Below are 26811 nucleotides of genomic sequence, written 5' to 3'. Positions count from 1 at the left end.
ATGGCCCTCGCTCTGCTGATCGGCGTCTCCGTCCTCACCGTCCTGGTCGCCGTCCACTGGTACCTGTGGAGACGGCTGGTCAAGGACGTCTCCCGCAAGGGCGGCCCGTGGCGCCGCACCGGCACCGTGCTGGTGTGGCTGCTCCCCGCCACCACCGTCGCCACGATGATCGTCGGCCGTTCCGGGGCGCCGTTCGCGGTCGAACGCGTCCTCGCGTGGCCCGGCTACCTGTGGCTCGCCCTCCTCCTCTACCTCACCCTCGCCCTGCTTCTCGGCGAACTCGTCCGCCCGCTGCTCCTCCGCACCCTGCCCCGCCGGCCTGCTCCCTCCGAAGCCGCTCCGGCGCTCCAGGACGCCGAGCGAAGCCCGGTCCGCGGGCCCGGGGGTGAAGCCACCGACGGCGCACCGGAGGCGTCGGGGGCCGCCGCCCCCGAAGCAGCCGAGACGGACCGGCCCCAGGACGCCTCCCGCCGCCTGTTCGTCGCCCGCTCCGTCGCGATCGGCGCGGCCACCCTCGCCGCCGGCACCGTCACCGCCGGCACCGTCGGCGTCCTCAACGGACCGACCACCAAGCGCGTCACCGTCACCCTGCCCAAGCTGCCGCGCCGCGCCCACGGCTACCGCGTCGCCGTCGTCAGCGACGTGCATCTCGGCCCGATCCTGGGACGCGCCCACACCCGGCGCATCGTGGAGGCGATCAACGCCACCCAGCCGGACCTGGTCGCCATCGTCGGCGACCTGGTCGACGGCACCGTGGCGGACCTCGGCCCGGCCGCGGAACCGCTGACGCAGCTCCGCTCCCGGCACGGCTCCTTCTTCGTCACCGGCAACCACGAGTACTTCGGCGACGCCCGGTCCTGGATCGACCACCTGCGCGACCTCGGCATCCATCCGCTGGAGAACCAGCGGCGCGAGCTGCCCGGCTTCGACCTCGCCGGGGTCAACGACGTCGAGGGGGAGCGGGTCGGCGAAGGGCCCGACTTCCGGGCCGCCCTCGGCGACCGGGACCCGGCCCGCGCCTCCGTGCTGCTGGCGCACCAGCCGGTGCAGATCCACGACGCCGTCGAGTGGGACGTCGGCCTCCAGCTCTCCGGCCACACCCACGGCGGCCAGCTCTGGCCCGGCCCGTATCTGGCCGAGCTCGCCAACCCCACGGTCGCCGGGCTGGAGCGCTACGGCGACACGCAGCTGTACGTCACCCGCGGCGCGGGCACCTGGGGCCCGCCCGTCCGGGTCGGCGCCGAGTCCGACATCACCGTCGTCACCCTCTCCTCACCCGACGCCTGAACCCCGCAGCCGCTCCGCCCGTACTGTCGTCACTCCCGTACCAGCTTCAGCACCTCGGGCCAGGCATCCGCCTTCGCCGCCGCGTTCGCGGCACGCGTGCCGCCGTACCGCCATCCGGGCTTCGCCTCCGGCAGGTACGGCGGCCCCGACACGAAGTGCCCCGCCTTCTCGTACGTCAGCAGCCGGTGCCTCTTCGCGAGAGGTTCGGAGAGGTAGGTGGCGTCCCACAACCGGTCGTCCCCGCCCGCGACGCCCAGCACCGTCCCCCGGACGTCGTCGAGCGGAATCCAGTCCTGAGGCACGGGTTCGCCGTTCCGTGTCCACGCGTCCGCGCCGGCGTCGGGGAGCGCCGGTGCCACGTGGTTGGACGAAGCGAAGGCGACGGCGTCCTCCACCAGCCCGGGGCGGTGCTGAGCGAGCAGCTGCGCGGCCTCGCTGCCGCGCGACGAGCCGGCCACCACCAGTTTCCGGTCCTCCACGCCTTCCTGCCCGAGCAGGAACTCGGCGGCGCGCGCGAAGTACTCCAGCTCGATCCCCTCCAGGTTCTCCGGCCGGCCGGGGCACCGGAAGTAGCACAGGGAGAGCGCCGGGTGCCCGCGCGAGGCGAGCAGCGCCGCCCTGCCCCACTGGGTGTCACCGCCCTCCGAGCCTCCGAACAGCAGCACGGGCGCGGCCGCCTGCGCGCCGGGAGGCGGCAGGTAGAGCTCGCCGTGCAGGCCGTCCTTCTCCACCCGGAGACTGCGGTGCCGTACACCCTTCTCCATGCCGACACGCGTCACCGTGCGCCGGGCCGACGGCTTCCCCTCGGCGCTCACCACGAGCCGCACGTCGTAGGCCGGCCGGTCGGAACTGCCGGGCGGCGCGAACCACCGCACCCCCTTCTTTCCCGGCTTCATCGACCAGAAGAGGCCCATCCCGTCGGCCTTCTCGTACGACCCGTCCAGCGGCTGGTCCTCCGTCAGGTCGACGACTCCGCCGCCGTCGGCCCGGAACGTCGCCTCGCTGCGCCATCCGGCCTGCCGACCCTTCGTCGTCGCCGTGACGGTGACCGTCGCCCCCGGCGGCAGGCCGGTGATCCTCGTCCGTATCGCCTCGTCGTACAGCGCGCGGGGCCGGTCCACCTCGATCGAGGTGTGCTCCGGGAGCGCGGGCTCGCTCACGCACCCGCCGACCAGCGCCAGCACCGTGACCGCGCCGGCGACGGCCGTCCCTCCTCGTCTGCTGCCAGATCTCATGCGCACAGCGTGCCCGCCGGGATTCCCTGCGTCATCGCCGCATGCGGGCAACGTCCTGGCGTCCGGCCTGCCGACCTGTCACCGGCGAAGCAGAGCGCCGCTCGCTCGCCGTCAGCCCAGTTCGAGGGTGGTGGTGGCGTAGAGGCAGTCGGTGTCCAGCTCCGGGACCGGCCCGGTGTACATGCGGGCGCAGGCGAACGTGGGCCGCAGGCCGAGGTCTTCGGCGAGGCGGACGGCGCGCGGGTTCACGTCCGGGACGTCGAGGACGACCGGATCGTCCGGAGGCGAGCCTGCGGTGACGCCGACCAGCAGGGCGAGTGCCGTCTCGGGGGAGTCCGCGTAGAGCGGGCCGACGCGGGTGCCGTGTTCGGCGGGCCGGGCGACGGCGAAACCGTCGAGGCGGCCGTCGCGGACGGCGGCGAGCGGGCTGTGCCCCGGCAGGATCGTCCACAGCGCGAGGAACGCGTCGCGGGGCGCGGGGAAGAAGCGACGGTCCAGGTCGGCGAGGCGTCCGAACGGGACGGTGCGGCCGTCCACGAGGGTGACGCCCGGTGGGGCGTCCGCGGGCGGCGCGCCCTCGTACCGCAGGTGGGTCCAGGCCCGGTGGAAGCCGGAGCGCCGGTAGTTCTGCTGCTGCGCGACGACGCCGTCCAGCCCCACGTTCCGCCCGGCGAGGCGGTGCATCGCGGCCTGCCACAGCCGGCTGCCGTGGCCCCGGCCGCGCTGGTCGGGGCGGGTGAGGTAGAAGCCGAGGAAGCCGTGGCCGGTGCCGTACCGGACGGCGGAGACGAGTGACACCGGCCGCCCGTCGAGCCGCCCCACCAGGAAGCCGCGCGGGTCGGCCGCGCGGAAGGCCAGGGCGTCCGAGTGCCCCGGGTTCCAGCCCTCCGCGTGCGCCCACTCCCGGAACACCGCGGTCTCCTCGGCGCTCGCCGTACCGATCTCCATGGAGCCGACCATGGACTCAGTGTGCCGGGGGACACGACGCTCCGCGAGATCACGGGCTGGTGTGTCCGATCCCGGACGAGCGTCCACCGGCGGGCCCGCCCCGCGACCGCCGCGGAGGTGGGGCTGGTGCCGCTGCACCACGACCGCGACGTCGAGGTGATCGCGCGGACGACTGGGCAGCCGGTGCGGATGAGGGAAGTCGGGTGACGGTCCGGCCTCCCGCGGAGGCCGGACCACCGCTGCCGGGGGGGGGGTCAGCCCGCCTGGGCGGTCTCGTAGAGGTTCTCCGCGTCGGCTCCGAAGTACGGGCCGAACATGTAGTTCGGCAGGAAGGTGTACGTGAAGCTGTTCACGGACGACTGCAGGCCGGTCCCCGTCGCCTCGTCGAACTGTGTGAACCAGGGGCCGCCGCTGGAGCCGCCGGTCATGTCGCAGTTCATGCCGTGGTCGCTGGAGAGCAGGAAGTCCCGGATCGTCGTCCCGCTGCAGTGGATGAACCTCTCGCCGTCGTACGGGTCGGCGGCCGGGAAGCCGAAGGCGTACATGTCGAGGTCGTAGCCGGTGTTGAACGCCAGGCCCTGGCCGCCGGTGACGTCGGTGAGGAGTTGCCCGCCCAGCGGTTCCACGACCGCCGCGCCGATGTCGTAGTTGATGTCCTCGCTCGCCACCCACTGGGGTGTGGCCAGCAGCTCGGACGCGGACCAGCGGCCGTACGGCGACTGCCCGTCGTGGTAGGCCGGGACGAACACCCAGTCGGTGTGCCAGGAGCCTTCGAGCTTCACGCAGTGGCCGGCCGTCATCACGGTGGACTTGTTGTCGCTGGTGACGGCGTTGCCGGAGCAGGAGGCGGTGCGGCCGCCGTAGGTGAAGAACACCCGGCCGGCGGTGGTGACGACGTCGCCGCCGCCGGTCCACGGGCCGCCGCCCTCGGGGAACGCCCGGGTGCCGATCGGCCCGCCGTCCGGGGCGGCCGTCGGGGCGACGGTGCGCTTCTCGCCGCGCGGCACGGCCTGGCCGGACGCGTCGCCGGGAGCGACGTCGAGCAGGTCGAGCGGTTGTGCGTTCCGCATCCTTTCGGCGGTCCAGAAACCCTCGGCGGTGTGCCGGGCGTCGTGCACGGTGGCCGACGGCCCGTCCGCGGGCGCGGCCGTGGCGGTGAAGGCGGTGGTGAGGAGGGCGGCCGCGGCGAGCAGGGCTCCGGCCGTGCCGCGCAGGCTGGTTCGGGTGCGTCTCACGCGTACTCCTTCTGCGATGGGGGGACTTCGGAGGCGGTCGGGCCTCCGGGCAGACGAGTGGTGCGGCTGGACGTCCACGTAGTGAGAAGTAGCGTGCCACTGATCATGACAAACGTCATGAGCGCGACAACGACCTAAACCGAAGTTGGCCGGAAAACGCCCGCTGCCCGCCCCTCACGAGGGGCGGGCAGCGGGCGCAGCACGGTCGGCTCGGCGGAGCCGGGACGAGGCTCAGAAGCGGCGCGTGATGAGCGCCCGCTTCACCTCCTGGATCGCCTTGGTGACCTGGATGCCACGCGGACAGGCGTCCGTGCAGTTGAACGTGGTGCGGCAACGCCACACGCCGTCCTTGTCGTTGAGGATCTCCAGGCGCTGCTCGCCCGCGTCGTCACGGCTGTCGAAGATGAACCGGTGCGCGTTGACGATCGCCGCCGGGCCGAAGTACTGGCCGTCGTTCCAGAACACCGGGCACGAGGACGTGCACGCGGCGCACAGGATGCACTTGGTGGTGTCGTCGAACCGCTCGCGGTCCTCCGCCGTCTGCAGGCGCTCGCGCGTCGGCTCGTTCCCCTCGGTCACCAGGAACGGCATGACGTCACGGTAGGCCTGGAAGAACGGCTCCATGTCGACCACCAGGTCCTTGAGGACGGTGAGGCCCTTTATCGCCTCGACGGTGATCGGCTTGGCCGGGTTGAGGTCCTTGATCAGGGTCTTGCACGCCAGCCGGTTGCGGCCGTTGATCCGCATCGCGTCCGAGCCGCAGATGCCGTGCGCGCAGGAACGGCGGAACGTCAGGGTCCCGTCCATCTCCCACTTGATCTTGTGGAGGGCGTCCAGGACGCGCTCCTTGGGGTCGATCTCGACGGTGAAGTCCTCCCACACCGCCTCGGCCGACACCTCGGGGTTGAACCGTCGGATGCGGAAGGTCGCCGTGATCAGGTGTGAGGCGGTCGCCTCCTCGCCCTCCGTCTTCTCCATCACGGGAGTGCTCATCAGTACTTACGCTCCATCGGCTGGTAGCGGGTCTGGACGACCGGCTTGTAGTCCAGCCGGATCGACTCGGTGCCGTCGTCGCCCACCTCGCGGTACGCCATCGTGTGGCGCATGAAGTTGACGTCGTCGCGGTTCGGGTAGTCCTCGCGGTAGTGGCCGCCGCGGGACTCCTTGCGGGCCAGCGCGGAGACCGCCGTGACCTCGGCCAGGTCGAGCAGGTTGCCCAGCTCGACGGCCTCCAGCAGGTCGGTGTTGAACCGCTTGCCCTTGTCCTGGACGCTGACGTGCCGGTAGCGCTCGCGCAGCGCGCCGATCGTCTCGACGGCCTCCTTGAGCGTCTGCTCGGTGCGGAACACCATGACGTTCCGGTCCATGGTGTCCTGGAGCGCCTTGCGGATCTCGGTGACCCGCTCGGTGCCGGTCGAGTCGCGCAGCTCCTCGACCATGCCGACGACCTTGGCCTCCGGCGCCTCCGGCAGCTCGACGAAGTCGGCGGTGGACGCGTACTCCGCAGCGGCGATGCCGGCCCGGCGGCCGAACACGTTGATGTCCAGCAGCGAGTTGGTGCCCAGCCGGTTCGCACCGTGCACGGACACGCAGGCGACCTCGCCGGCCGCGTACAGGCCCGGGACCGGGGTGTCGTTGTCGGCGAGCACCTGGCCGCGGACGTTCGTCGGGATGCCGCCCATCGCGTAGTGCGCGGTCGGCTGGATCGGGATCGGGTCGGTGTACGGCTCGATGCCCAGGTAGGTCCGCGCGAACTCGGTGATGTCCGGCAGCTTGGCGTCCAGCTGCTCCGGCGGCAGGTGGGTGAGGTCCAGGAAGACGTGGTCCTTGTCCGCGCCGCAGCCGCGGCCCTCGCGGATCTCGGTGTAGATCGCGCGGGAGACGACGTCGCGGGAGGCGAGGTCCTTCATGACGGGCGCGTACTTCTCCATGAAGCGCTCGCCGCCGGAGTTGCGGAGGATGCCGCCCTCACCGCGGGCGCCCTCCGTCAGCAGGATGCCCATCTTCCAGATGCCGGTCGGGTGGAACTGGAAGAACTCCATGTCCTCCAGCGGCAGCCCGCGCCGGTACGCGGCCGCCTGGCCGTCGCCGGTGAGCGTGTGGGCGTTGGAGGAGACCTTGAAGAACTTGCCGTTGCCGCCGGAGGCGAAGACGACGGCCTTCGCCTGGAAGACGTGGATCTCGCCGGTGGCCAGCTCGTACGCCACGACGCCGGCGGTCCGCTTCACGCCGTCGGTCTCGCGCAGCAGCAGGTCCAGGACGTAGAACTCGTTGAAGAACTCCACGCCCTCCTTGACGCAGTTCTGGTACAGCGTCTGGAGGATCATGTGACCCGTGCGGTCCGCGGCGTAGCAGGACCGGCGGACCGGCGCCTCGCCGTGGTTGCGGCTGTGGCCGCCGAAGCGGCGCTGGTCGATGGTGCCGTTCGGGGTGCGGTTGAACGGCAGGCCCATCTTCTCCAGGTCGAGGACGGAGTCGATGGCCTCCTTCGCCAGGATCTCGGCGGCGTCCTGGTCGACCAGGTAGTCGCCGCCCTTGATCGTGTCGAAGGTGTGCCACTCCCAGTTGTCCTCCTCGACGTTCGCGAGGGCGGCGGCCATGCCGCCCTGGGCGGCGCCGGTGTGGGAGCGGGTCGGGTACAGCTTGGTGAGCACCGCGGTGCGGCTGCGCTTCGTCGACTCGATGGCGGCGCGCATGCCCGCGCCGCCGGCGCCGACGATGACGGTGTCGTACTTGTGGATCTTCATGGCGATACCTGTTACCTCAGCCTCAGCCCGGTCTTCAGCGGATGTTCGGGTCGAAGGTGAAGATCACCAGCGTGCCCAGCAGGACGGTGAACACCGTCGCGGTGTACAGCAGCATCTTCAGCCAGAACCGGGTGTTCTCCCGCTCGGCGTAGTCGTTGATCACCGTGCGCAGGCCGTTGCCGCCGTGCAGCATCGCCAGCCACAGCATGATCAGGTCCCATGCCTGCCAGAACGGGGAGGCCCAGCGGCCGGCGACGAAGGCGAAGCTGATGCGCGACACGCCGCCGTCCACCACCAGCTGGATGACCAGGTGGCCGAGTACCAGGACGGTGAGGAGGATGCCGGACAGTCGCATGAAGATCCAGCCGTACAGCTCGAAGTTCGTGCGGGTCGACTTCGGGGTGCGCGCGGTGCGGGCGCGCGGCGCCTCGATCACGGGTGCGGGGTTGTCCGGGCCGTAGGGCTCGCCGGAGCCGGCGGCGCTGCTGCCGGTCATCTCGATGTCAGTGGCCATGGACGATCAGCTCCCGAACAGCTCGCGCAGCGTGTGCTCCAGTACCGGGTAGAAGGCCCCGGCCATCACCACGGCCCAGACCACCATCACGGTCCACAGCATCTGCTTCTGGTACTTCGCGCCCTTGGACCAGAAGTCCACGGCGATGACCCGCAGGCCGTTCAGCGCGTGGAAGAGGACGGCGGCGACGAGGCCGTACTCCATCACGTTGACGATCGGGTTCTTGTACAGCTCGATCGTCGAGTCGTACGCCTCGGGGGAGACGCGCACGAGCGCGGTGTCCAGGACGTGCACGAACAGGAAGAAGAAGATGAGGACACCGGTGACTCGGTGAGCCACCCACGACCACATTCCTTCCCGGCCGCGGTACAGCGTTCCAGCCGGCACGGAAATTTACCCTCCGGGAGCGGGATCGGGGCCTGCCGGCCTTGTGTGTCGGTCGGGCCCGGCCGGATACGGTCCACCGGCCATCGGCCATCGTAGCGACGGTTGGTTTCTACACCGGTACGGGGGCTGCCGGGTGTGCGGTATCCGACACTCGGTGAGACGTGGCTCACCTGCCGCAACGCGCCCGGGCGGGCCGGTCAGGGGCGGGCGGCGCCGGCCCGTGGGGCGGTCAGGAGGCGGGCCAGCCGGGCCCGCGCGAGCCGCCGCAGCTCCTCCGCGGCGACCGCCCGCTCCTCGTCGGCGTCGTTCGCCAGACGGGCCCGGATGCCGGTGAGTGCCTGGTCAAGACGCTCTTCCGGCCGGAAGTCGTCGAGGTGGACGATGAACGCGTGGCCGAAACGGTCCGCGTAGGCGGCGTGCCCGGCGCGCAGGGCGGTGGTCGCCGCCAGCGCGCCGGGGCCGTCGGTCGGCGGGTGGTAGGCGGACTCGGCCGCCAGTGCTTCGGTCAGGTCGGCGTGAGTCATGTCATAGCCCGCCTCGTCGGCGGCGGCCAGCAGCGCCTCGGTGTCCGGGTACGGCCGGTGGACGGCCAGCCGGTGCGCCCACCGGCGGCTGCCGCAGCAGGCGAGCAGCATGCTCCGCGCGGCCGCCGGGGCGGTCGCGTTGAAGCGGTGCAGCGGTGACGAGGCGCCGCGCGCCGGGCCGGCGTGTGGCGTGGCGGGGCGGCCGTGGTCGGCGCCGCTGCGGGGGAAGGGGAGGCGCATGACTCCTCGGTGGACGGGGGACAAGGGCAGGGACGGCAGACGTGCGACAGCGGGGACGGTGCGGTGGCGCGCAGTCGTGCGGTGCAGACCGGGCACCGGGTGCAGCCCGGTGCAGGACGTTCTCACCGTAACGGTGGGTGAGCACTGTCCTCCGACGCGTGCGCGAATTTCACCCGTACGGGAGAGGTCGCGTTCGTACAGCTGACGCGATTCGACGGGAAAGGGTCAATACCGTAGGCGTATGGGACGTACGTGGCCGAAAATTCTGCTGATCTGCGCCGTGGCGCTCGGCGCGTGCGCCGTCGCAGCCCTCATCATCCTGGCCGTGACCGGCGACGACGTCGACGACGGGGGTGACGGCTCCGAGGAGACCCGCCCCGCCACGCGGCAGCCGACCACCGCGCCGCCGGACCGGCTGGGGCCCGCGCCCGTCTCCGTCCCCTCCGTCCGGGAGTGGGACCCCGTGCGCGGCCCCGGATGGCAGCCGACCGACGACAGCCGCGTCGTCGCCCCCGAGGGCTCCCCGCTGACCGACGAGGCCCGGCTGCTCGCCCGCGAACTGGACCTGTCCTACGCCTCCGGCACCGCCGGCCCCTCCGACGTCCTCCTCGCCCTCGACCCGGACGGCGGCATCCCCCGCGAGGGCTACGAGTTGCGCAGCCGCGACGGCCTCGTGCGCATCACGGGCTCCACGGACGCCGGTGTCTTCTACGGCACCCGCACCCTGCTCCAGACGGTCCGCGGCGAGGGCCGCATGGCCGACGGCACGATCCGCGACGAGCCCGCCCGCGCCCAGCGGGGCTTCATGCTCGACATCGCCCGCAAGCACTACAGCGCCGAATGGATCAAGGACCGCGTCCGGGAGATGGGCGATCTCAAGCTCAACCAGCTCCAGCTGCACCTCTCCGACGACCAGGCGTTCCGCATCGAGTCCGACCGGCACCCGGAGATCGTCTCCGACCCGCATCTGACCAAGGCCCAGGTGCGCGAGATCATCGACCTGGCCGCGTCCCGCCACATCACCGTCATCCCGGAGATCGACTCGCCCGGCCACCTGGGCGCGGTGCTGAAGGCGGAGCCGAGGTTCCAGCTCCGTGACGCCGCCGGTGAGCCCGTCCCGGGCGCGATCGACATCTCCGACCGTGCCGCCGGCCGGTACGTCGACGACCTCCTCGACGAGTACGCCGACCTCTTCCCCGGGCCCTGGTTCCACCTGGGCGGCGACGAGTACGCGGCGCTCTTCGAGGAGAACCCGGAAGCGGCCTTCCCCGAACTCGCCGCCGCGGCCCGCTCCCGCTTCGGCTCCGGCGCCGACGTGGAGGACCTGGCCACCGCCTGGCTCAACGCGCGCGCCAAGACCGTCCGCGCCCACGACAAGACGCCGCAGGTGTGGAACGACGGCATGCACGAGGGCGGCGCAGTCCAGCCGTCCCGCCCGCGCGAGGTCACGTACTGGACGGGTAAGGAGATCGGCGCCCGTCCGCCGGCGGACTACCTCCGCGAGGACTGGGAGGTCGTCAACATGAACGACGAGTACCTCTACTACGTGCTCGGCGAGCCCAACGAGTTCACCTACCCGACCGGGGAGCGCATCTACGAGGAGTGGACGCCGGCCGTGGTGCGCGGCACGGAGCCGCTGCCGGACGCCCTCTCCGGGCCGGACCGCATCCTCGGCGGCCGCTTCGCGGTCTGGGGCGACATCGCCGACGCCCAGACCACCGCCCAGGTCGCGGACGGCATCCGCCTCCCCCTCGCCGCCACCGCCCAGAAGCTCTGGAACCCCACCCGCCCCGACCTCACCTGGCAGCAGTTCACCTCCCTCGTCGACCGCGTCGACACCCGCTCCTGACCTGCTGGGACCGCCGGGCCGCCCGCCCGGCCTCGACGCGCCCGCCGTCGTGACACGACGTCAGGTCGCGCTCGCCGCAGGTCCCTCCTGGCCCGGGACCGCTTCTGGCGGGGTGTCGCCCGGTTGCGATCCCGCAACGGCGGGCGGGGGCGGGGTCGGGTCGCTTGACTTCGCGGGGTGAGTGGTGATCATCATGCGGCGCCGACGTGAAGAAAACGTGAAGCGCCCAGGTGGTCGCGTGGGGCCGGGCGCGGGAGGAGCGGGCGATGGCGGTACAGGGGGACGGCGGGCAGGTGCAGCCGGGGCAGTCGCAGCCGTATCCGGCACAGCGGCTCCCCGGGTATCCGGGCGGGCCGACGGCACAGCACGGGCCGTGGGCGGTTCCGCCCGCCGCTCCGCCGGCGCCGCTCCAGCCGGTCACGGGGCTGGGAAACTGGACCGCCGGGCTGCTGGCCGGAGCCGCCGGCCTGCACGTGGTCGGCGGTCTGCTGATGCTGCTGGACGCCGGAGGGGCCGCGGCCGTCGTGCTCGGTCTCACGTCGATGTGGCAGGTGCCCTGCGCCGTGCTGGTCATCGTGTGGCTGCACCGGGTACGCGCCAACGTCGAGCACCTTGACCCGTACCGGTGGGCCGGCCCCCGGCGGCTGGCGAAGGGGTGGGCGATCGGGTCGTGGTTCGTCCCCGTCGGCTTCCTGTGGCTGCCGCTCCAGGTCGTCCTGGACGTGTGGTGGGGCACGGCCGAGCCGCGCCGTGAGGGGCGCGGGCGTACGCCGGCGCTGATCGTCGCCTGGTGGACCTGCTGGCTGCTCTCCTGGTTCACCGGCTTCCGTCTCACCCACACGGTCAAGGAGTTCGGCGGCAACACCTTCGAGTCGCACTCGGTGAACGTGTTCCCCGGCAACTCCCTGCTCAGCGCCCCCTTCGCCGCGGCCGCCGCCGTCCTCCTCCTGCTCCTCGTCCGGCGGGTGACCACCCGTCAGGCCACCCGCCTGGTGGGCTGACCCCGCAGGGCCCGCGACCTCAGGCTCCGACGTAGTCGGCCAGGTGTTCGCCGGTGAGGGTGGAGCGGGCGGCGACGAGGTCGGCGGGGGTGCCCTCGAAGACGACCCGGCCGCCGTCGTGCCCGGCGCCGGGCCCGAGGTCGATGATCCAGTCGGCGTGCGCCATGACCGCCTGGTGGTGCTCGACCACGATCACCGACTTGCCGGAGTCGACCAGCCGGTCCAGGAGCCCGAGGAGCTGTTCGACGTCCGCGAGGTGCAGGCCGGCCGTCGGCTCGTCGAGGACGTACACGCCGCCCTTGTCGCCCATGTGGGTCGCCAGCTTCAGGCGCTGCCGTTCGCCGCCGGAGAGGGTGGTGAGCGGCTGACCGAGCGTGAGGTAGCCGAGCCCGACGTCGGAGAGCCGGGTCAGGACGCGGTGCGCGGCGGGAGTACGGGCCTCGCCGTCGCCGAAGAACTCCTCGGCCTGGGCCACCGACATCTCCAGCACCTCGCTGATGTCGCGGCCGCCCAGGTGGTGGTCCAGCACCGACGAGGCGAACCGCCGGCCGTCGCACTCCTCGCAGGTGGTGGCGACGCCGGCCATCATCGCCAGGTCGGTGAAGATGACGCCCGCGCCGTTGCAGTTCGGGCAGGCGCCTTCGGAGTTGGCGCTGAACAGGCCCGGCTTGACCCCGTTGGCCTTGGCGAACGCCTTGCGGATCGGGTCGAGGAGCCCGGTGTACGTCGCCGGGTTGCTGCGGCGGGAGCCCTTGATGGGGCTCTGGTCGACGGAGACGACGCCTTCGCCCGCGGGGATCGAGCCGTGGACGAGGGAGCTCTTGCCGGAGCCGGCGACGCCGGTGACGACGGTGAGCACGCCGAGCGGGACGTCCACGTCGACCTTGCGCAGGTTGTGCGCGTCGGCGCCGCGGATCTCCAGCACACCGGAGGGCTCCCGCACCGTCTCCTTGAGCGAGGTGCGGTCGGCGAGGTGGCGGCCGGTGACGGTGTCCCCGGCGCGCAGCCCGTCGACCGTGCCCTCGAAGCAGACCGTGCCGCCTGCCGTACCGGCGCCCGGGCCGAGGTCGACGACGTGGTCGGCGATCGCGATGGTGCTGGGCTTGTGCTCGACGACGAGGACGGTGTTGCCCTTGTCCCGCAGTCGCAGCAGCAGGTCGTTCATCCGCTGGATGTCGTGCGGGTGGAGGCCGATGGTGGGTTCGTCGAACACGTAGGTGACGTCGGTGAGCGAGGAGCCGAGGTGCCGGATCATTTTGACGCGCTGCGCCTCGCCGCCGGAGAGCGTGCCGGAGGGGCGTTCCAGCGAGAGGTAGCCCAGCCCGATCTCCACGAACGAGTCGAGGGTGTGCTGCAGCGCGGTGAGCAGCGGCGCCACGGAGGGTTCTTTCAGCCCGCGCACCCATGCGGCGAGGTCGTTGATCTGCATCGCGCAGGCGTCGGCGATGCTCACCTTGCCGATCTTCGACGACCGGGCCGCCTCGCTGAGCCGGGTGCCGCCGCACTCGGGGCAGTCGGTGAAGGTCACCGCCCGGTCCACGAACGCCCGGATGTGCGGCTGCATCGACTCGCGGTCCTTGGACAGGAACGACTTCTGGATCTTGGGGATCAGGCCCTCGTAGGTGAGGTTGACGCCTTCGACCTTGACCTTGGTCGGCTCGTGGTGGAGGAAGTCCTGCATCTCCTTCTTGGTGAAGCGGCGGATGGGCTTGTTCGGGTCGAGGAAGCCGGATTCGGCGTAGATCCGGACCGTCCACCAGCTGTCCGACTTCCAGCCGGGGATGGTGAACGCGCCCTCCGCGATCGACTTGGAGTCGTCGTAGAGCTGGTCGAGATCGATGTCGGAGACCGAGCCCCGGCCCTCGCAGCGCGGGCACATGCCGCCGGTGATGCTGAAGTCGCGCCGCTCCTTCACCTTCTTCCCGCCGCGCTCGAAGGTGACGGCGCCCGCGCCGCTGATCGAGGCGACGTTGAAGGAGAACGCCTGCGGCGAGCCGATGTGGGGCGTGCCGAGCCGGCTGAAGAGGATGCGCAGCATGGCGTTCGCGTCGGTGGCGGTGCCGACCGTGGAGCGGGGGTCGGAGCCCATCCGCTGCTGGTCGACGGTGATCGCGGTGGTCAGCCCGTCGAGCACGTCGACCTCGGGCCGCGCCAGCGTCGGCATGAAGCCCTGCACGAACGCGCTGTAGGTCTCGTTGATCAACCGCTGCGACTCGGCGGCGATGGTGTCGAAGACCAGGGAGCTCTTGCCCGAGCCGGAGACGCCGGTGAACACCGTGAGGCGCCGCTTCGGGATCTCGATGCTGACGTCCTTGAGGTTGTTCCCGCGCGCTCCGTGCACGCGGATCATGCCGTGGCTGTCGGCGACGTGCGGCTCGGACGACTGCGACCGTTGCGTGGTGGCCTTGCTCATCGTGTCTCCCTCGATCCAGCCTGCTTCGAGCAGTATGTCCGGGTCGAGCCGCCTGCGGCAGCCCGGCATGCAGAGGGCTTTCGCCGTGCCCGGTCAGGCTAGGGGCGGCCGTTCCGCCGCCGCTTCTCGATTCCTGACCGGTCTTCGCCGGGCCGCAAGCGGTTCCGCCGGCCGCCTCGGGGCGGCTCCCGCGGCCCCGGCGCGGGACACGGGCGCTGTGGGACACTGAGCAGGTGAAACGGCTGGGACTCGACGACCTCGTCCGGTTGCGCCGGGTCCGCGACCGGATGGACCGCGACTACGCGGAGCCGCTCGACGTCCCGTCGCTGGCGCGGGACGCCCTGATGTCTCCCGGCCACTTCTCGCGCTGTTTCCGCGCGGCCTTCGGCGAGACGCCGTACAGCTACCTGATGACCCGCCGCATCGAGCGTGCCAAGGCGCTCCTGCGGCGCGGCGACCTCTCGGTGACGGAGGTCTGCTTCGAGGTCGGCTGTACGTCGCTGGGATCGTTCAGCACGCGCTTCACCGAGCTGGTGGGGGAGAGCCCGAGCGCCTACCGGGCCCGGAGCCACGACGACGGCTCCGTGATCCCGGCGTGCATGGCGAAGATCCACACGCGACCGGTCAGGAACGGAGAAGCGCGCCGCCCCGCCCAGCCGTAGCGTGAACGGCATGGACATCAAGCTTTCGCAGTGCTTCATCGCCGTCGACGACCACGACGCGGCGATCGCCTTCTACCGCGACGTGCTGGGACTCGAAGTGCGCAACGACGTGGGCTTCGAGGGGATGCGCTGGGTGACCGTCGGCTCGCCCTCGCAGCCGGACGTGAACATCGTCCTGGAGCCACCCGTCGCCCACCCGAACGCGTCCGAGACCGACAAGCTGGCCATGGCGGAGCTGATGGCCAAGGGTCTGCTGCACGGCGTCATCTTCTCGACCGACGATGTGGACGCCACCTTCGAGCGCGTCAGCGCCGCGGGCGCGGACGTACTCCAGGAGCCGATGGACCAGCCGTACGGCGTCCGCGACTGCGGGTTCCGGGACCCGGCCGGCAACCTGCTGCGCTTCACCCAGCCTTTGAAGCGGTGACTCCGCGGCCGCGCTCCGGGCGGCCGGGGCGGCGGACGGTCACTGCTCGGACTCGCGCTTGCCCCAGACGAGCGCGTTGCCGACGGCGATGGCGGCGGCGACGGTGATGCTGTCGGCCCAGACCTGACGGGTGAGACCGTCGCCTTCGGCGAACGCGGCGAGGAGCAGCGGGGTGACGAGGGGGAGGACAAGGAAGAACCAGAGCACTCTGCTGCGCGTCATGGCCTCTCCTGCCGTGTGGGGGTCCTGGGATCAGAAGGACGCTTCTGCCCAGCCTTGCCGGACGTAAACCCGTTGTTTTCAGCCCGGCCCGCCCCCATCCGAACACGGGGAAGGCGGCGATGTCTTGGGGTGCGGCGGAACGCGTACGCACCGTCAGCGTACGCGTGCTGTCGGTGGCGCATCCGGGTGAGCAGACGGGACGATACGCGGAGAAAGCGTACGTGGACCTGCGAAAGGTGACCGGGGATGACGGGTGGGACGGGAGGCGGCGCCGCTGAGCCCGTGGGAAGCGGCGGAGCCTGCGGGGTCGGACAGCCTGCGGGCGTTCGGCGAGGTGTTGAAGGCGTTCCGCAAGCGGGCGGGGCTGAGCCGGGAGGAGTTCGCCCCGCACGTGCACTACTCGGTGCCGACGGTCGCCTCCGTCGAACAGGGGCGCCGCTTCCCGCCGGCCGACCTCGTCGACCGGGGCTGAGGAGACGCTGGACGCCTTCGGCGCGCTGCGGGGCGCGGCGCGGCACCTGTCGCGGCAGCCGGGGCTGGCGAGTTGGTTCCGGCAGTGGGCCCGCCTGGAGGCGGAGGCCGTGACGCTCTACACGTACGAGTGCCGCTTGATTCCCGGGCTGCTCCAGACCGAGGCGTACGCGCGGACGCTGTTCACCAACCAGCTGCCGCCGCTCGGCGACGAGCAGATCGAGGCCCAGCTCGCCGCCCGCCTGGACCGGCAACGGCTGCTGTACGAACGGCCCAACACGGCGTACAGCTTCATCCTGGAGGAGCATCTGTTCCTGCGGCGGACCGGGGGAGTGGAGATCACGCGCGCCCTCATCGACCACGTCCTGGAGGTGGCCGACCGACGGAACGTCGAGCTCCAGATCATGCCCCTGGTGCGGGAGGCGCATGCCGGGTTGGACGGGCCGATTCAGGCGCTGGAAACGCAGGACCACCGTTGGCTCGCCTACTGTGAGGGGCAGGAGAGCGGCCAGTTCGTCACCGACCGAAAAGTGGTCAGCACGCTCCATATGCGCTATGCGAGGATGCGGTCACAGGCTCTGACGATGGACGACTCCGTGAGTCTGTTGCGGCAGATGCGAGGAGCTACAGCATGACCAGCGACGAACTGCACTGGTTCAAGAGCAGTTACAGCGGCGGCTCGGGTGACAGCTGCGTGGAGGTTGCCGGTGCACCAGGCGCTGTCCACGTGCGGGACTCGAAGATCACAGGCGGACCGGAGCTAGGGTTCGGCCCGGGATCCTGGGCTTCTTTCGTGGAGTTCGCCGCGAAGCAGGGCTAACCGGGTGTACCGTAACGCGCTGATGCTCGTCGCCGCGCACCGCGTCTTCAAGTGGGAGCCCCGGACATGACGGGCGCGATCGCGTGGGAGCGCCCCGAGGGCGCGCTGCTCGTGTACGACGGCGACTGCGGCTTCTGCACCACGGCGGTCGGCTTCGTGCAGCGGCGGTTGCGGCCCCGCTGCACGGCCGTCCCCTGGCAGTTCGCCGACCTCGACGCGCTCGGCGTCACGGAGGAACGCGTCCAGCACGAGGTGCTGTGGGTGACCCCCGTCGGCACGGTGTGGGGTGGCGCGGAGGCCGTGGGCAAGATCCTGCTCAACGCGCGCGGCGCGTGGCCCGTGGTCGGCGGCGTGCTGATGCTCCCGCCGCTGCGCCGGCCCCTCGGCGGCCTCTACCGCCTCGTCGCCGCCAACCGCCACCGGCTCCCCGGCGGCACCCCCGCGTGCGCGATCCGTCCGCCCGCCGCCGACGGCCCCGCTCCCGACGGCCCTGCAGCCGGCCCCGCCACCGGGCCGGGCCGGCCGTCGGGAGCGGCGTAGGCGCGCATCCGTTCGTGGTCCACGACCGCCGCCTTCAGGCTTCGTTCTTCGCTCCGGTCCAGCCCAAGGAGGAGGCCCGCCCGGGGTGGACAACCGGCGCCTCGTCGTGATCCGGTCGCGGAGGTCCCTGCCCTCGGCGTGCGGGTGAGGGGTTGCCGAGTGAGGGAGTGCGATGGGCATCGACGTGGCAGCGGTCCGGGAGGACTTTCCCGCGCTGGCGGACGGGACGGCGTTCTTCGACGGGCCGGGCGGTACGCAGACGCCGCGGCAGGTCGCCGGGGCCGTCGCCGACGCGATGTGCTCCGGCATCTCCAACCGGGGCGCCGTCACCGCCGCCGAGCACCGCGCGGAGGCGGCGGTGCGGGAGGGGCGGCAGGCCGTGGCGGACCTGCTGGGCTGCGACCCGCGCGGTGTGGTCTTCGCCCGGTCCGCGACCCAGGCCACCTACGACGTGTCGCGTGCGCTGGCCAAGGAGTGGGCGCCGGGGGACGAGGTGGTCGTGACGCGGCTCGACCACGACTCCAACATCCGCCCGTGGGTCCAGGCCGCGGAGGCCGCAGGGGCCGCCGTGCGGTGGGCCGGCTTCGACCCGGAGCGCGGCGAGCTGACCGTCGACCACGTCCGCGCCGTGCTGGGGGCCCGTACCCGGCTGGTCGCCGTGACCGGCGCCTCGAACGTCCTCACCCGCCCCGACCTGCCCGCGCTCGCCGAAGCCGTGCACGAGGCCGGCGCACTGCTGTACGTGGACGGCGTGCACCTCACCCCGCACACGCCCGTCGATCTCGCCGCGCTGGGCGCCGACTTCTTCATGTGCTCGCCGTACAAGTTCCTCGGTCCGCACCACGGCGTGCTCGCCGCCTCGCCCGCGCTGCTGGAACCGCTGCGCCCGGACAAGCTGCTGCCGTCCGCCGACGAGGTGCCCGAGCGGTTCGAACTGGGCACGCTGCCGTACGAGTTGCTGGCCGGCACCACGGCCGCCGTGGACTACCTGGCGTCCCTGGCCTCCACCGCGCCGGACCGCCGCACGCGGGTCCTGGAGTCGATGCGGGCGCTGGAGCGGCACGAGGCCGCACTCTTCGCCCGGCTGCTGGACGGCCTCGCCCGCATCGAGGGCCTGCGCCTGCACGGAGCCCCCGAGCGGCGCACTCCGACGGCGTACTTCACCGTCGGCGGGGTGCCGGGGCGCGCGGTGCACGAACAGCTCGCCCGCCGAGGGGTGAACGCTCCCGCGAGCCACTTCTACGCCCTGGAGGCGTCCCGCCACCTCGGCCTCGGGGACGAGGGCGCCGTCCGTGCCGGGCTGGCGCCGTACACGAACGCCGACGACGTGGACCGGCTGCTCGACGGCCTCGCCGAGATCGCGGCGGCTGCCGCGCGCTGAGGCGTGCGCTGAGGCGTGCCGCGAGCCGCGGCGGACGTCAGCCCGGGCGGCCGAGCCGGGCCTCGATGCCGTCCAGGGCGCGCTGGAGGCCGTAGGCGAAGTCGTCCTCCTCGGCGGCCGGTTCGAAGTCGGCGGAGGCGGAGAACACCCCGGCCTCGATGGCCGCCCGGAGGGCGGGGAGGCGGCCGTCGCCGGTGACGCGGCGCAGGAAGGACTCGTACGCGGCCCACCGTCGTCCGCTGGCGGGGTCGTCGCGGAGGGATACCTCCACGGTCGCCTGGCTGCGTACCAGGCCGCTGATCATCAGTGAGGTGCCGACCTTCTCGCCCTCCGTGAGCCCGGTCCCGTCGAGAACGGCCAACGACTGGTCGAGCCAGGCGAGTTGGTGCGGAGTGGCGGGTGGCCCGAAGGCGGTCACCACCCGCAGCGTCCAGGGGTGCGCCAGCAGCGCGTCCCGCACGTGCGCCGCCCACTGCTCCAGCCCTCGCCGCCAGCCGAGGCCCTCCGCCAGCGGCGGCGGTGGGCCGAGTGCGGCGTCGACGGCCAGCGTGACCAGCTCGTCCTTGGTGTCCACGTAGCGGTAGAGCGCCATCGTGGAGACCCCGAGTTCCTTCGCCACGCGGCTCATCGACACGGCGTCGATGCCGTGGCCGTCGGCGACGTGTACCGCCGCCTCGACGATCCCCTCCAGCGTCAGGCCCCGCTTGGGCCCCTTGTGCGGGCGCGGGCGCAGGCCCCACGCCGCCTCGATCGCCGCCGGGAACGCGCCGTCCCCGGCTCCGTCCCGCTCCTCGTGCGCCTGCTGCTCCATGCCGAGTGAGTTTACGGCATACGCAATACCGTGTACGGTCTACACAGAAACGTGTATGCCGTACACAGAAGAACGGGGACGCCCACCATGACACGACAGCCGACGCACCCGCACCACGGGCCGGAACCATCAGCCGCGCCCGGCACCGGACTCGCCGTCGAGGCGCGCGGGCTCCGCAAGGCGTACGGGGCGGTGCGCGTCCTGGACGGCGTCGACCTCCGCGTCCGCAGCGGCGACGTCTTCGCCCTGCTCGGCCCGAACGGCGCCGGGAAGACCACCACCGTGCGCATCCTCGCCACCCTGCTGGCCGCGGACGACGGCACCGCCCGGGTGGCCGGGCACGACGTGACCGCCGAACGGGCGCGGGTGCGGCGCGCCATCAGCCTCACCGGCCAGTACGCCGCCCTCGACGCACAGCAGACCGGCGCCGAGAACCTGCGGATGATGGCCCGCCTCTCCGGGCGGTCCCGCCCGGCGGCGGCACGGCGCGCGACGGAACTCCTCGAACGCTTCGACCTCGCCGGCGCCGCCCGCCGCCGCGTCGCCACCTACTCCGGCGGCATGCGCCGCCGCCTCGACCTCGCCGCCTCGCTGGTGGGCGAGCCGTCCGTGCTCTTCCTCGACGAGCCCACGACCGGACTCGACCCGCGCAGCCGGCTCGCCGTGTGGGAGGTCGTGGGGGAACTGGCGCGCGGCGGCGTGACCGTCTTCCTCACCACCCAGTACCTGGAGGAGGCCGACCGGCTCGCCGACCGCATCGCCGTCATCGACGGCGGACGGATCGCCGCCGAGGGCACCGCCGCCGAACTGAAGCGGCGCGTCGCCGGCACGCGCCTCGACCTCACGCTGACCGACCCGGCCGCCTACCGGTACGCCACGAACCTCCTCGACACCCTGGTCGTACGGCGCGACCCCGAGCGCCTGCTGCTCGGCGTCACCACGGACGGCCGCGCGGCCGACGTGCGGCGCCTGCTGGACGCCGTCGACCCCGAACACCGCCTCGTGCAGCGCTTCGCGCTGCACACCGCCACCCTCGACGACGTCTTCCTCACCCTCACCGGCGGCACCCCCGCCACCCCCGCCACCCCCGCCCCTGGCTCCCCTGTGACCGCCGCGACCTCCGAGGAGAGCAGCCGTGTCTGACGCCCTGACGATGGTCGGCCGCTCGGTCCGCCTGACCACACGCAACACCGACGCCCTGATCACCGCGCTCGCACTGCCGGTGATGCTCATGCTGGTCTTCGTCTACTTCTTCGGCGGCGCCATCGACACCGGAGGCGCCTACGTGCAGTACGTCGTCCCCGGTGTGCTGGTGCTCTGCGCCGGCTTCGGCGTCGGCAACACGGCGATCAGCGTGTGCGACGACATGGCCGGCGGCATCATCGACCGCTTCCGCTCCCTGGACGTGGGTGGCACGGCGGTGCTCGGTGGGCACGTCGCCGCCTCCGTGGTCCGGAACACCGCCGCGTCCGCACTGGTCTTCGCGGTCGCCGCGGCCATCGGCTTCCGCCCGCAGGCCGGCCCCGCGCGGCTGCTCGCCGCCGTCGGCGTGCTCCTCGCCTTCGTGGTGGCCATGACCTGGCTGGCGGCGACCGTGGGCCTGCTCGCCAGGACGCCCGAGGCGGCAGGGGCGTTCACCTTTTTCGTGGCCTTCCTGCCCTACCCCTCCAGCGCCTTCGTGCGCATCGACAGCATGCCCGGCTGGCTGCACGGTTTCGCCGAACACCAGCCGCTCACCCCGGTCATCGAGTCGCTGCGCGCGCTGCTCCTCGACCAGTCGGCCGGCGACAGCCCGTGGCGCGCCCTCGCCTGGTGCGCTGTGCTCACCGTCCTCGGCATGGCCGCCTCCGCGGCCCTCTTCCGCCGCCGGATCCGCTGACGCCCGTCCGGGCGCGGCGCGCCCGCCTCCGAACCGGCCGAGGTGAGCCGATGTCAGTGCCGTGCTGTTCACTGAGCGGTGTCGGAGGAGGAGCCGACGTGCCGACGAACGGCGCGGTCTCCCTCCGTCGCGGCCACCGCGTGGCCGCTGCCCGCCGTCGTGCGGTACGGGGACCGGCGGGAGCGCCCTCACGGGGGTGGGGCGCTCCGGCCGGACGCGACTCCGTGCGCGGCGGGGGCGATCGCGGGTCGCCGCCCCGCGCTCAGGCCGGAGCCTCCCACGCCATCCACATGCCCGGGTCGGCCAGCTGCCGGAACCCGTGCCGGGCGTACACCTCGTGGGCGTCGGCCGTCACCAGCGCGATGCGGCGCAGCCCGTACGGTTCCAGGTGCGCCCGGACGGCGGCCACCAGCGCCGAACCGACGCCCCGCCCGCGCGCGGCGCGGTCCACGTAGACGTCGCAGAGCCAGGCGAACGTCGCGCCGTCGGTGATCAGGCGGGCGTAGCCGATCTGCCCCGGGGCGTCGCCGGAAGCGGAACCGGTGGCGTAGGCGCCGAAGTTGACGGACCCCGCGACGGCGCGTTCGAGCGTGTCGCGCGGTCGGCCCAGGGCCCAGTACGCGTCGGTGGACAGCCAGCGGTGCATCCTGTCCAGGTCCAGCCGGTCCGGGTCGGTCGAGATCTCGTACCCGGCACCGCCACCGGCGCGGACGCCCGCCCGTCCCTCCTCGTGCAACGCCTCACTCATCCCGGCAGCATCCCATGCCCCTCCGCACTCACCGGGGCGGACGGGAGCCGGCCGTTTCTTCCCCCTGACGGAACCCGACCCGCAGACGTGAGGACGGCCGGGGTCGCGGCACGAGGTGCCTCAGGCCGGGGCCCGAGGGAACTCGCCGGGCGCGACGGGCGAAGGACAGAGGAAAGCCCAAGCCCTTCGAAGCGTTCCCCAGAACGAGAGGAGCCCCGATGACCGTCGAGCCAGGCGTCCGCACGGGGGCGGAGAGCGATGCCTCGGTGATTGCGCGGTCCCGGGACGAGTCCGAGGCGTTCGCCGTGCTCTTCGACCGGCATGCGGATGCGGTGCACCGTTATCTGGCCCGTAGGCTCGGCGGTGAGCCGGCCGACGACCTCATGGCGGAGACCTTCACCACTGCTTTCCAGCAGCGACACCGGTACGACCCCGCGCGGGCCCAGGGCGACGGCGCCCGGCCGTGGCTGTTCGGCATCGCGACCAATCTGGTCGCACGGCACCGGCGGGCCGAGGCCCGCCGGTTCAAGGCCCTGGCCCGCATTCCGGCTCCTGCCGACCACGAGGAGCCGCTGGCCGACCGGGCTGCGGCCCGGGCGGGCGCACATGCCGTACGCCGCGAGCTGGCGGCGGCACTGTCCGGACTGCCCGCGCGGCACCGGGACGTGCTCTTGCTGGTGGCGTGGGGCGGTCTCGGTTACGAGGAGGTGGCCCAGGCCCTCGGCGTCCCCATCGGCACGGTCAGATCACGGCTGCACCGGGCTCGCAGCAAGCTACGCGAAGCGTTGGGCGGATCCGATCCGACGACACTGCGAGAGGAATCCGGCCATGACTGACGAACTCGAACTCCTGCGGGAGTGGGACGCCGACGCGCCCCCGCTCACCGAACCGGCCCGGGCCCGGGCCCGGCACCGACTGCTCAACACGATCGCGCGCGCGGAGCGGCACCCCGACACCGACACCGGTCCCAGCCGCCGCCGCGCGCTGCGCGTCGCGACGGCCGGGGTGGTCGCCATGACGATCACCGGGGCGGCGGTGCTGATGATGACCGAAAGCGAAGGCCCGGGCCGCGCGGGCACGAGCGCTCCGAAGATGCGGAACGCAGCCGCCGTGACGGTACTGAACGAGGCGGCGGCGTACGCGGGCGATCAGGAGACGCCCGTGGCGCCGCGCGACGACCAGTTCATCTACTCGAAGCGGATCATCAAGGAGACGGACCGGAGGACCGGTAAGGTCACGACCTTCGTGGACGTGAACTGGTCCTCCGTGGACGGCTCCAAGCGCTCCCTGACCATGGAGCGCGGCAACGTGATCTGGGAGGAGCCCCTGCGGAAGGGCGAGTCCGTGTGGCCTCCCCAGGAGTGGAGCAAGCTCAAGAAGCTCCCGACCGATCCGGAGAAGCTCATTCCCGTCCTCACGCACTCTCGGTCCATGGACGACCTCTCCGGCTTCGACTGGTTCCGTGCCTACTTCATGCTCGGCGCGCTCCTGAAGAGTCCGGTGCTGCCCCCCGGGATGCGTCCCGCCGCGTATGAGGCACTGGCACTGGTGCCCGGGGTCAAGGCGATTCCGGACGTGAAGGACTCTGCCGGGCGCGCCGGAGTGGGGATCGCCTACACCGGGGAGGGGGCTCAGAAGGGCAGCTACCTCATCTTCGATGCGGAGACCTATGAATTCCTGGGCTTCCGCGATGAAGGGTCCACGGCCGCCGGCAGGAGGTACATCCAGCTGTCGCACACGGTGGAGTGGGCGTTCGTCGACCGCTTGCGGCAGCGCCCCTGACGTGGTGCAGGGTGGTGGCGCCGGTCGGCACAGCAAGGTCACCGACGGCCCGCGCAGCCCATCGGTCATGTGGTGGGTCACGCAGACGACCGCCGCCTGCCATGACGCCTGTTCAGTGGGTGAGAAACGTGAAGACGGCCGGGGTCGCCACCCCCCACAGGAGAGACCCCGGCCGTCGTCGTGTTCACGGACGCACCTACCAGCAGCGGCCCGCACTCCACTCAGCGCCGCCCCGCCGGAATGTGTTACGCCCGACTCGTCCGCTCACTCCTGCGGACTACTCCCGGGTCCGGCATGGACGCGGGCACTGACTTGGCCGTAGCGTGCATCCATCGCGTCGGCCCAGGTCGGTGCGGAGTGCGTGAGAACCGGTACGACGGCGCCCGGCCAGGGGTGTCGAGCAGATGCATCGCGACGTCGCGGAGTGGACGAGGACTTAGGGCGTGCAGGGGGACGACGCAGAGCTGACGGCTGCGGTGCGCGCGGCGCAGGAGGGCGACGAATGCGCCTTCCGCACGGTGTACCGGGCAGTCCAGCCACGCCTGCTCGGGTACGTGCGCACGCTGGTTCCGGACGCCGACGCCGAGGACATCGCTTCGGAGGCGTGGCTGCAAATCGCCCGTGACATCGGTAACTTCTCCGGCGATGCCGACCGATTCCGGGGCTGGACGGCACGGATCGCCCGCAACCGGGCACTCGACCACATCCGGATGCGCGGCCGGCGCCCGGCCGTCGGCGGCGACGAGAGCGAACTCGTCGCGATGGCCGGGGGCGCCGACACCGCCGACGAGGCGATGGAGTCGCTGGGCACCGGACACACCATGCGGATCATCTCCCGCCTGCCGCGTGACCAGGCCGAGGCGGTGGTTCTACGCGTGGTGATGGGTCTGGACGCCAAGAGCGCCGCGGAGGTGCTCGGCAAGCGTCCGGGAGCCGTGCGCACCGCCGCCCACCGCGGGCTGCGCCGGCTCGCCGAACTCCTGGAGGCCGACGGTATGAACGGCGCGTCGCCCGGCGGCGGGCCCGGAGACGAGGGCGGCCCGGGCGGTGCCGGGGATGAGCCGAACGGGCGAGGCGTACCACCTGCTCCCCGCCGTCCGCCGGAGCGCGAGACGGCACGCGGTGTGACGCCCGAGGCCGCGCGAACGCTGAGGGAAACGTGATGCCCGACGACCGGTACCAGTGGCTGGACGAGGAGGCTGCGGAGCGACTGCTGCGCGGTCTGCCGGCCGACGGGCGCGACGGCACGCCCGGTTCGGCGGCGGGCGAAGCGCGCGCTGAGACCGGTGAGACCACCGCGGCCGAACTCGCCGACGCCCTCCGGGCACTGCGTGCAGAGTCGGCCGGAGCAGCCGCCCGCACGGCGCTCGGTGAGTCGCTGAGCGGCGAGGACGCCGCCGTGGCGGCGTTCCGCGCCGCCCAGACCGGTGTGCTGCGCAGCGGCTCGGTCGGCGGAAGCGCCGCTGGACGCGGCGGCAGGGTGCGTACCTTCCTGTCCGCTTTGACCGGGCGCCCGGTCAGTGCCGGACTCGCCGCCGCGCTCGCCGCCTGCGCGCTCGGCGGAGTTGCCGTCGCGGCGGGTACGGGCGTCCTGCCCACGCCGTTCGGCGCGGGGGGCGGCGGCTCGCCGTCACCTTCGGTGAGCACCTCGCCCAGCGGGACCGCCGGAGAGGGCCACGGCGGTGCCACCGGCGGCCACGGTTCGCGGAGCCCCGGCCCCGGGCCGTCCGGCGACGCCTCGCCGAGTAGTCCGGCCGGAACCGGCGGCCGGGGCGGCGACGGCGGCCCGTCCGCCACCGGAGGCCCCACCGACCTGGACGGGATGTTCGGGGACGGTGAACTCACCGGCGCGGAGAGGAAGACGATCGCGCTGGCCCTGTGCGACCTCTACGAGCGGGGAGCCCTCGACGCCGACGACCGGCGGACGCTGGAGGAGGCGGCGGGCGGCGCCCACCAGGTGCGCGCCCTGTGCGACAGCCTCGGCGGGGGAGCGACGGACGACGGCGTCGTCGGCGAAGGCGGCGACGGGGTCGTGGGAGGTGTCGGCGACGGCGGCACCGACGGCGGCGAGGGGGGCGACGGCACCGATGGCGGCGAGGGTGAGCCCGGCAGCGGTGGCACGCCCGGCACGGGAGGCCCCGGAGACATCGGGGGCACCGGCGGCGAAGGCGGTGACGGCGGCGAAGGCGGCGACGGCGGTGACGGCGGCGGCGACGGCGGTGACGGCGGCGGCGACGGCGGTGACGGCGGCGGCGACGGCGGTGGTGAGGTCACCGGTGGCGCCGGCTCGCCCACGCCCGGCCCTTCGCTCGACCCCACGCCTCCGGCCGTCCCCACGCCCTCGGCGGCTTCGTAGCGGCCACTCGCCCCTCGGCCTCACGACTCCACGACCGTCGCGGTCGGCCCCCCGACACCCCCGCGTGCGCGCCGTCCACGCGCCCGCTCGTGCGCCGGTGCGGGACTCCTCGGACATGCATCGACGTGCGCTTTCGCGCCCCCGGCGAGGGGGTGTGACACTTTTCCGGGGCGCGGCGCAGTATGGAGTGAGCCGACTGGTCATCGGCGGCGCGTCACCCCGAGGTTCCCCCCGTACCTCCGGGATCGCGCATCGGCGCGGGTGGGGCACGTTCCCCCGGCCCCACCCGCGCCCTCTCTCTTCGGGCGGTCGCCCGGGATCTCCTCCCGGGC

26 protein-coding genes and 1 pseudogene are annotated in these 26811 nt (G+C 72.5%); 15 read left to right on the top strand and 12 right to left on the bottom strand.

Annotated features, from left to right (window positions below; translation table 11 throughout):
• The gene (locus K304_RS0107765) at positions 1–1287 is read left to right on the top strand and encodes a metallophosphoesterase (protein ID WP_027763281.1); all 1287 of its coding nucleotides are present in this window, start codon (positions 1–3) and stop codon (positions 1285–1287) included.
• A 29-nt stretch (positions 1288–1316) separates the two neighbouring features.
• On the opposite strand, the gene K304_RS0107760 is transcribed toward K304_RS0107765, so the two are convergent.
• The 8 genes from K304_RS0107760 to K304_RS0107720 form a co-directional block, all read right to left on the bottom strand.
• Entirely contained in the window at positions 1317–2522 is a 1206-nt protein-coding gene (locus tag K304_RS0107760; protein ID WP_027763280.1) for an acyl-CoA thioesterase/bile acid-CoA:amino acid N-acyltransferase family protein, read from the bottom strand.
• Positions 2523–2633: 111 nt separating this feature from the next.
• The gene (locus K304_RS0107755) at positions 2634–3482 is read right to left on the bottom strand and encodes a GNAT family N-acetyltransferase (protein WP_027763279.1); all 849 of its coding nucleotides are present in this window, start codon (positions 3480–3482) and stop codon (positions 2634–2636) included.
• Positions 3483–3724: 242 nt separating this feature from the next.
• Complete coding sequence (locus K304_RS0107745; protein ID WP_486591601.1) at positions 3725–4705, bottom strand: trypsin-like serine peptidase; 981 nt, start codon at positions 4703–4705, stop codon at positions 3725–3727.
• Between the two features lie 231 nt (positions 4706–4936).
• Complete coding sequence (locus K304_RS0107740; protein WP_027763276.1) at positions 4937–5698, bottom strand: succinate dehydrogenase iron-sulfur subunit; 762 nt, start codon at positions 5696–5698, stop codon at positions 4937–4939.
• Positions 5698–7452 (bottom strand): succinate dehydrogenase flavoprotein subunit, encoded by a 1755-nt coding sequence (gene sdhA / locus K304_RS0107735; RefSeq protein WP_027763275.1) that lies wholly within the window; start codon positions 7450–7452, stop codon positions 5698–5700. The genes K304_RS0107740 and sdhA overlap by 1 nt, the downstream gene beginning before the upstream one ends.
• A gap of 34 nt (positions 7453–7486) precedes the next feature.
• A complete protein-coding gene (locus tag K304_RS0107730; RefSeq protein ID WP_027763274.1) occupies positions 7487–7966 on the bottom strand; it encodes a succinate dehydrogenase hydrophobic membrane anchor subunit in 480 nt (159 codons plus the stop codon).
• A 6-nt stretch (positions 7967–7972) separates the two neighbouring features.
• Positions 7973–8353, bottom strand: a complete 381-nt coding sequence (sdhC, locus tag K304_RS0107725) for a succinate dehydrogenase, cytochrome b556 subunit (protein ID WP_078528775.1) — start codon at positions 8351–8353, stop codon at positions 7973–7975.
• Between the two features lie 197 nt (positions 8354–8550).
• On the bottom strand, positions 8551–9117 hold the full coding sequence (locus tag K304_RS0107720) for a 2-oxo-4-hydroxy-4-carboxy-5-ureidoimidazoline decarboxylase (RefSeq protein ID WP_027763272.1): 567 nt from the start codon (positions 9115–9117) through the stop codon (positions 8551–8553).
• A gap of 241 nt (positions 9118–9358) precedes the next feature.
• On the opposite strand from K304_RS0107720, the gene K304_RS0107715 reads away from it, so the two are divergent.
• Both K304_RS0107715 and K304_RS31635 read left to right on the top strand, forming a co-directional pair.
• A complete protein-coding gene (locus K304_RS0107715) occupies positions 9359–10966 on the top strand; it encodes a beta-N-acetylhexosaminidase (RefSeq protein ID WP_027763271.1) in 1608 nt (535 codons plus the stop codon).
• A gap of 266 nt (positions 10967–11232) precedes the next feature.
• Positions 11233–11967, top strand: a complete 735-nt coding sequence (locus K304_RS31635) for a DUF4328 domain-containing protein (RefSeq protein ID WP_051308087.1) — start codon at positions 11233–11235, stop codon at positions 11965–11967.
• 19 nt (positions 11968–11986) lie between these two features.
• Here the strand turns inward: K304_RS31635 and K304_RS0107705 are convergent, their stop codons facing one another.
• Positions 11987–14380: an excinuclease ABC subunit UvrA gene (locus K304_RS0107705; protein ID WP_027763270.1), complete on the bottom strand. Its 2394-nt coding sequence runs from the start codon at positions 14378–14380 to the stop codon at positions 11987–11989.
• A 242-nt stretch (positions 14381–14622) separates the two neighbouring features.
• On the opposite strand from K304_RS0107705, the gene K304_RS0107700 reads away from it, so the two are divergent.
• A complete protein-coding gene (locus K304_RS0107700) occupies positions 14623–15042 on the top strand; it encodes a helix-turn-helix transcriptional regulator (protein ID WP_027763269.1) in 420 nt (139 codons plus the stop codon).
• Positions 15043–15052: 10 nt separating this feature from the next.
• On the top strand, positions 15053–15469 hold the full coding sequence (locus K304_RS0107695; RefSeq protein ID WP_027763268.1) for a VOC family protein: 417 nt from the start codon (positions 15053–15055) through the stop codon (positions 15467–15469).
• Between the two features lie 39 nt (positions 15470–15508).
• On the opposite strand, the gene K304_RS0107690 is transcribed toward K304_RS0107695, so the two are convergent.
• Positions 15509–15691: a hypothetical protein gene (locus K304_RS0107690; protein WP_027763267.1), complete on the bottom strand. Its 183-nt coding sequence runs from the start codon at positions 15689–15691 to the stop codon at positions 15509–15511.
• 274 nt (positions 15692–15965) lie between these two features.
• Between K304_RS0107690 and K304_RS27905 the strand changes: the two are divergent.
• The 4 genes and pseudogenes from K304_RS27905 to K304_RS0107670 all read left to right on the top strand — a co-directional run bounded on the left by K304_RS27905 (position 15966) and on the right by K304_RS0107670 (position 18903).
• A pseudogene (locus tag K304_RS27905) lies at positions 15966–16797 on the top strand (helix-turn-helix domain-containing protein).
• Positions 16794–16982, top strand: a complete 189-nt coding sequence (locus K304_RS0107680; RefSeq protein ID WP_027763266.1) for a DUF397 domain-containing protein — start codon at positions 16794–16796, stop codon at positions 16980–16982. Before K304_RS27905 ends, K304_RS0107680 begins: the two are co-directional and overlap by 4 nt.
• Positions 16983–17048: 66 nt before the next feature.
• On the top strand, positions 17049–17522 hold the full coding sequence (locus tag K304_RS27900; RefSeq protein WP_051308084.1) for a thiol-disulfide oxidoreductase DCC family protein: 474 nt from the start codon (positions 17049–17051) through the stop codon (positions 17520–17522).
• A gap of 172 nt (positions 17523–17694) precedes the next feature.
• Positions 17695–18903, top strand: coding sequence for a cysteine desulfurase-like protein (locus tag K304_RS0107670; RefSeq protein WP_027763265.1), 1209 nt, complete (start codon positions 17695–17697; stop codon positions 18901–18903).
• 37 nt (positions 18904–18940) lie between these two features.
• Here the strand turns inward: K304_RS0107670 and K304_RS0107665 are convergent, their stop codons facing one another.
• On the bottom strand, positions 18941–19714 hold the full coding sequence (locus K304_RS0107665; RefSeq protein WP_027763264.1) for a TetR/AcrR family transcriptional regulator C-terminal domain-containing protein: 774 nt from the start codon (positions 19712–19714) through the stop codon (positions 18941–18943).
• 87 nt (positions 19715–19801) lie between these two features.
• Here K304_RS0107665 and K304_RS27895 point away from each other — a divergent pair, with 87 nt between their 5' ends.
• Both K304_RS27895 and K304_RS0107655 read left to right on the top strand, forming a co-directional pair.
• A complete protein-coding gene (locus K304_RS27895) occupies positions 19802–20857 on the top strand; it encodes an ATP-binding cassette domain-containing protein (protein ID WP_051308082.1) in 1056 nt (351 codons plus the stop codon).
• The gene (locus K304_RS0107655; protein ID WP_027763263.1) at positions 20850–21593 is read left to right on the top strand and encodes an ABC transporter permease; all 744 of its coding nucleotides are present in this window, start codon (positions 20850–20852) and stop codon (positions 21591–21593) included. Before K304_RS27895 ends, K304_RS0107655 begins: the two co-directional genes overlap by 8 nt.
• A 262-nt stretch (positions 21594–21855) precedes the next feature.
• On the opposite strand, the gene K304_RS0107650 is transcribed toward K304_RS0107655, so the two are convergent.
• On the bottom strand, positions 21856–22341 hold the full coding sequence (locus tag K304_RS0107650; protein ID WP_027763262.1) for a GNAT family N-acetyltransferase: 486 nt from the start codon (positions 22339–22341) through the stop codon (positions 21856–21858).
• 218 nt (positions 22342–22559) lie between these two features.
• On the opposite strand from K304_RS0107650, the gene K304_RS0107645 reads away from it, so the two are divergent.
• From K304_RS0107645 to K304_RS27890, 4 genes are all read left to right on the top strand, one after another.
• The gene (locus K304_RS0107645; RefSeq protein WP_027763261.1) at positions 22560–23177 is read left to right on the top strand and encodes an RNA polymerase sigma factor; all 618 of its coding nucleotides are present in this window, start codon (positions 22560–22562) and stop codon (positions 23175–23177) included.
• Complete coding sequence (locus tag K304_RS0107640; RefSeq protein ID WP_027763260.1) at positions 23170–24123, top strand: CU044_5270 family protein; 954 nt, start codon at positions 23170–23172, stop codon at positions 24121–24123. Before K304_RS0107645 ends, K304_RS0107640 begins: the two co-directional genes overlap by 8 nt.
• Before the next feature lie 443 nt (positions 24124–24566).
• Positions 24567–25286 carry an RNA polymerase sigma factor gene (locus tag K304_RS0107635; RefSeq protein WP_027763259.1) on the top strand — a complete coding sequence of 240 codons (720 nt, stop codon included), beginning with the start codon at positions 24567–24569 and terminating at the stop codon, positions 25284–25286.
• Entirely contained in the window at positions 25286–26479 is a 1194-nt protein-coding gene (locus K304_RS27890; RefSeq protein WP_051308080.1) for a hypothetical protein, read from the top strand. The genes K304_RS0107635 and K304_RS27890 overlap by 1 nt, the downstream gene beginning before the upstream one ends.
• The last annotated feature ends 332 nt before the right edge of the window (positions 26480–26811 follow it).

Source organism: Streptomyces sp. CNS606, assembly GCF_000426325.1.
This window is presented reverse-complemented; position numbering and strand designations above follow the sequence as displayed.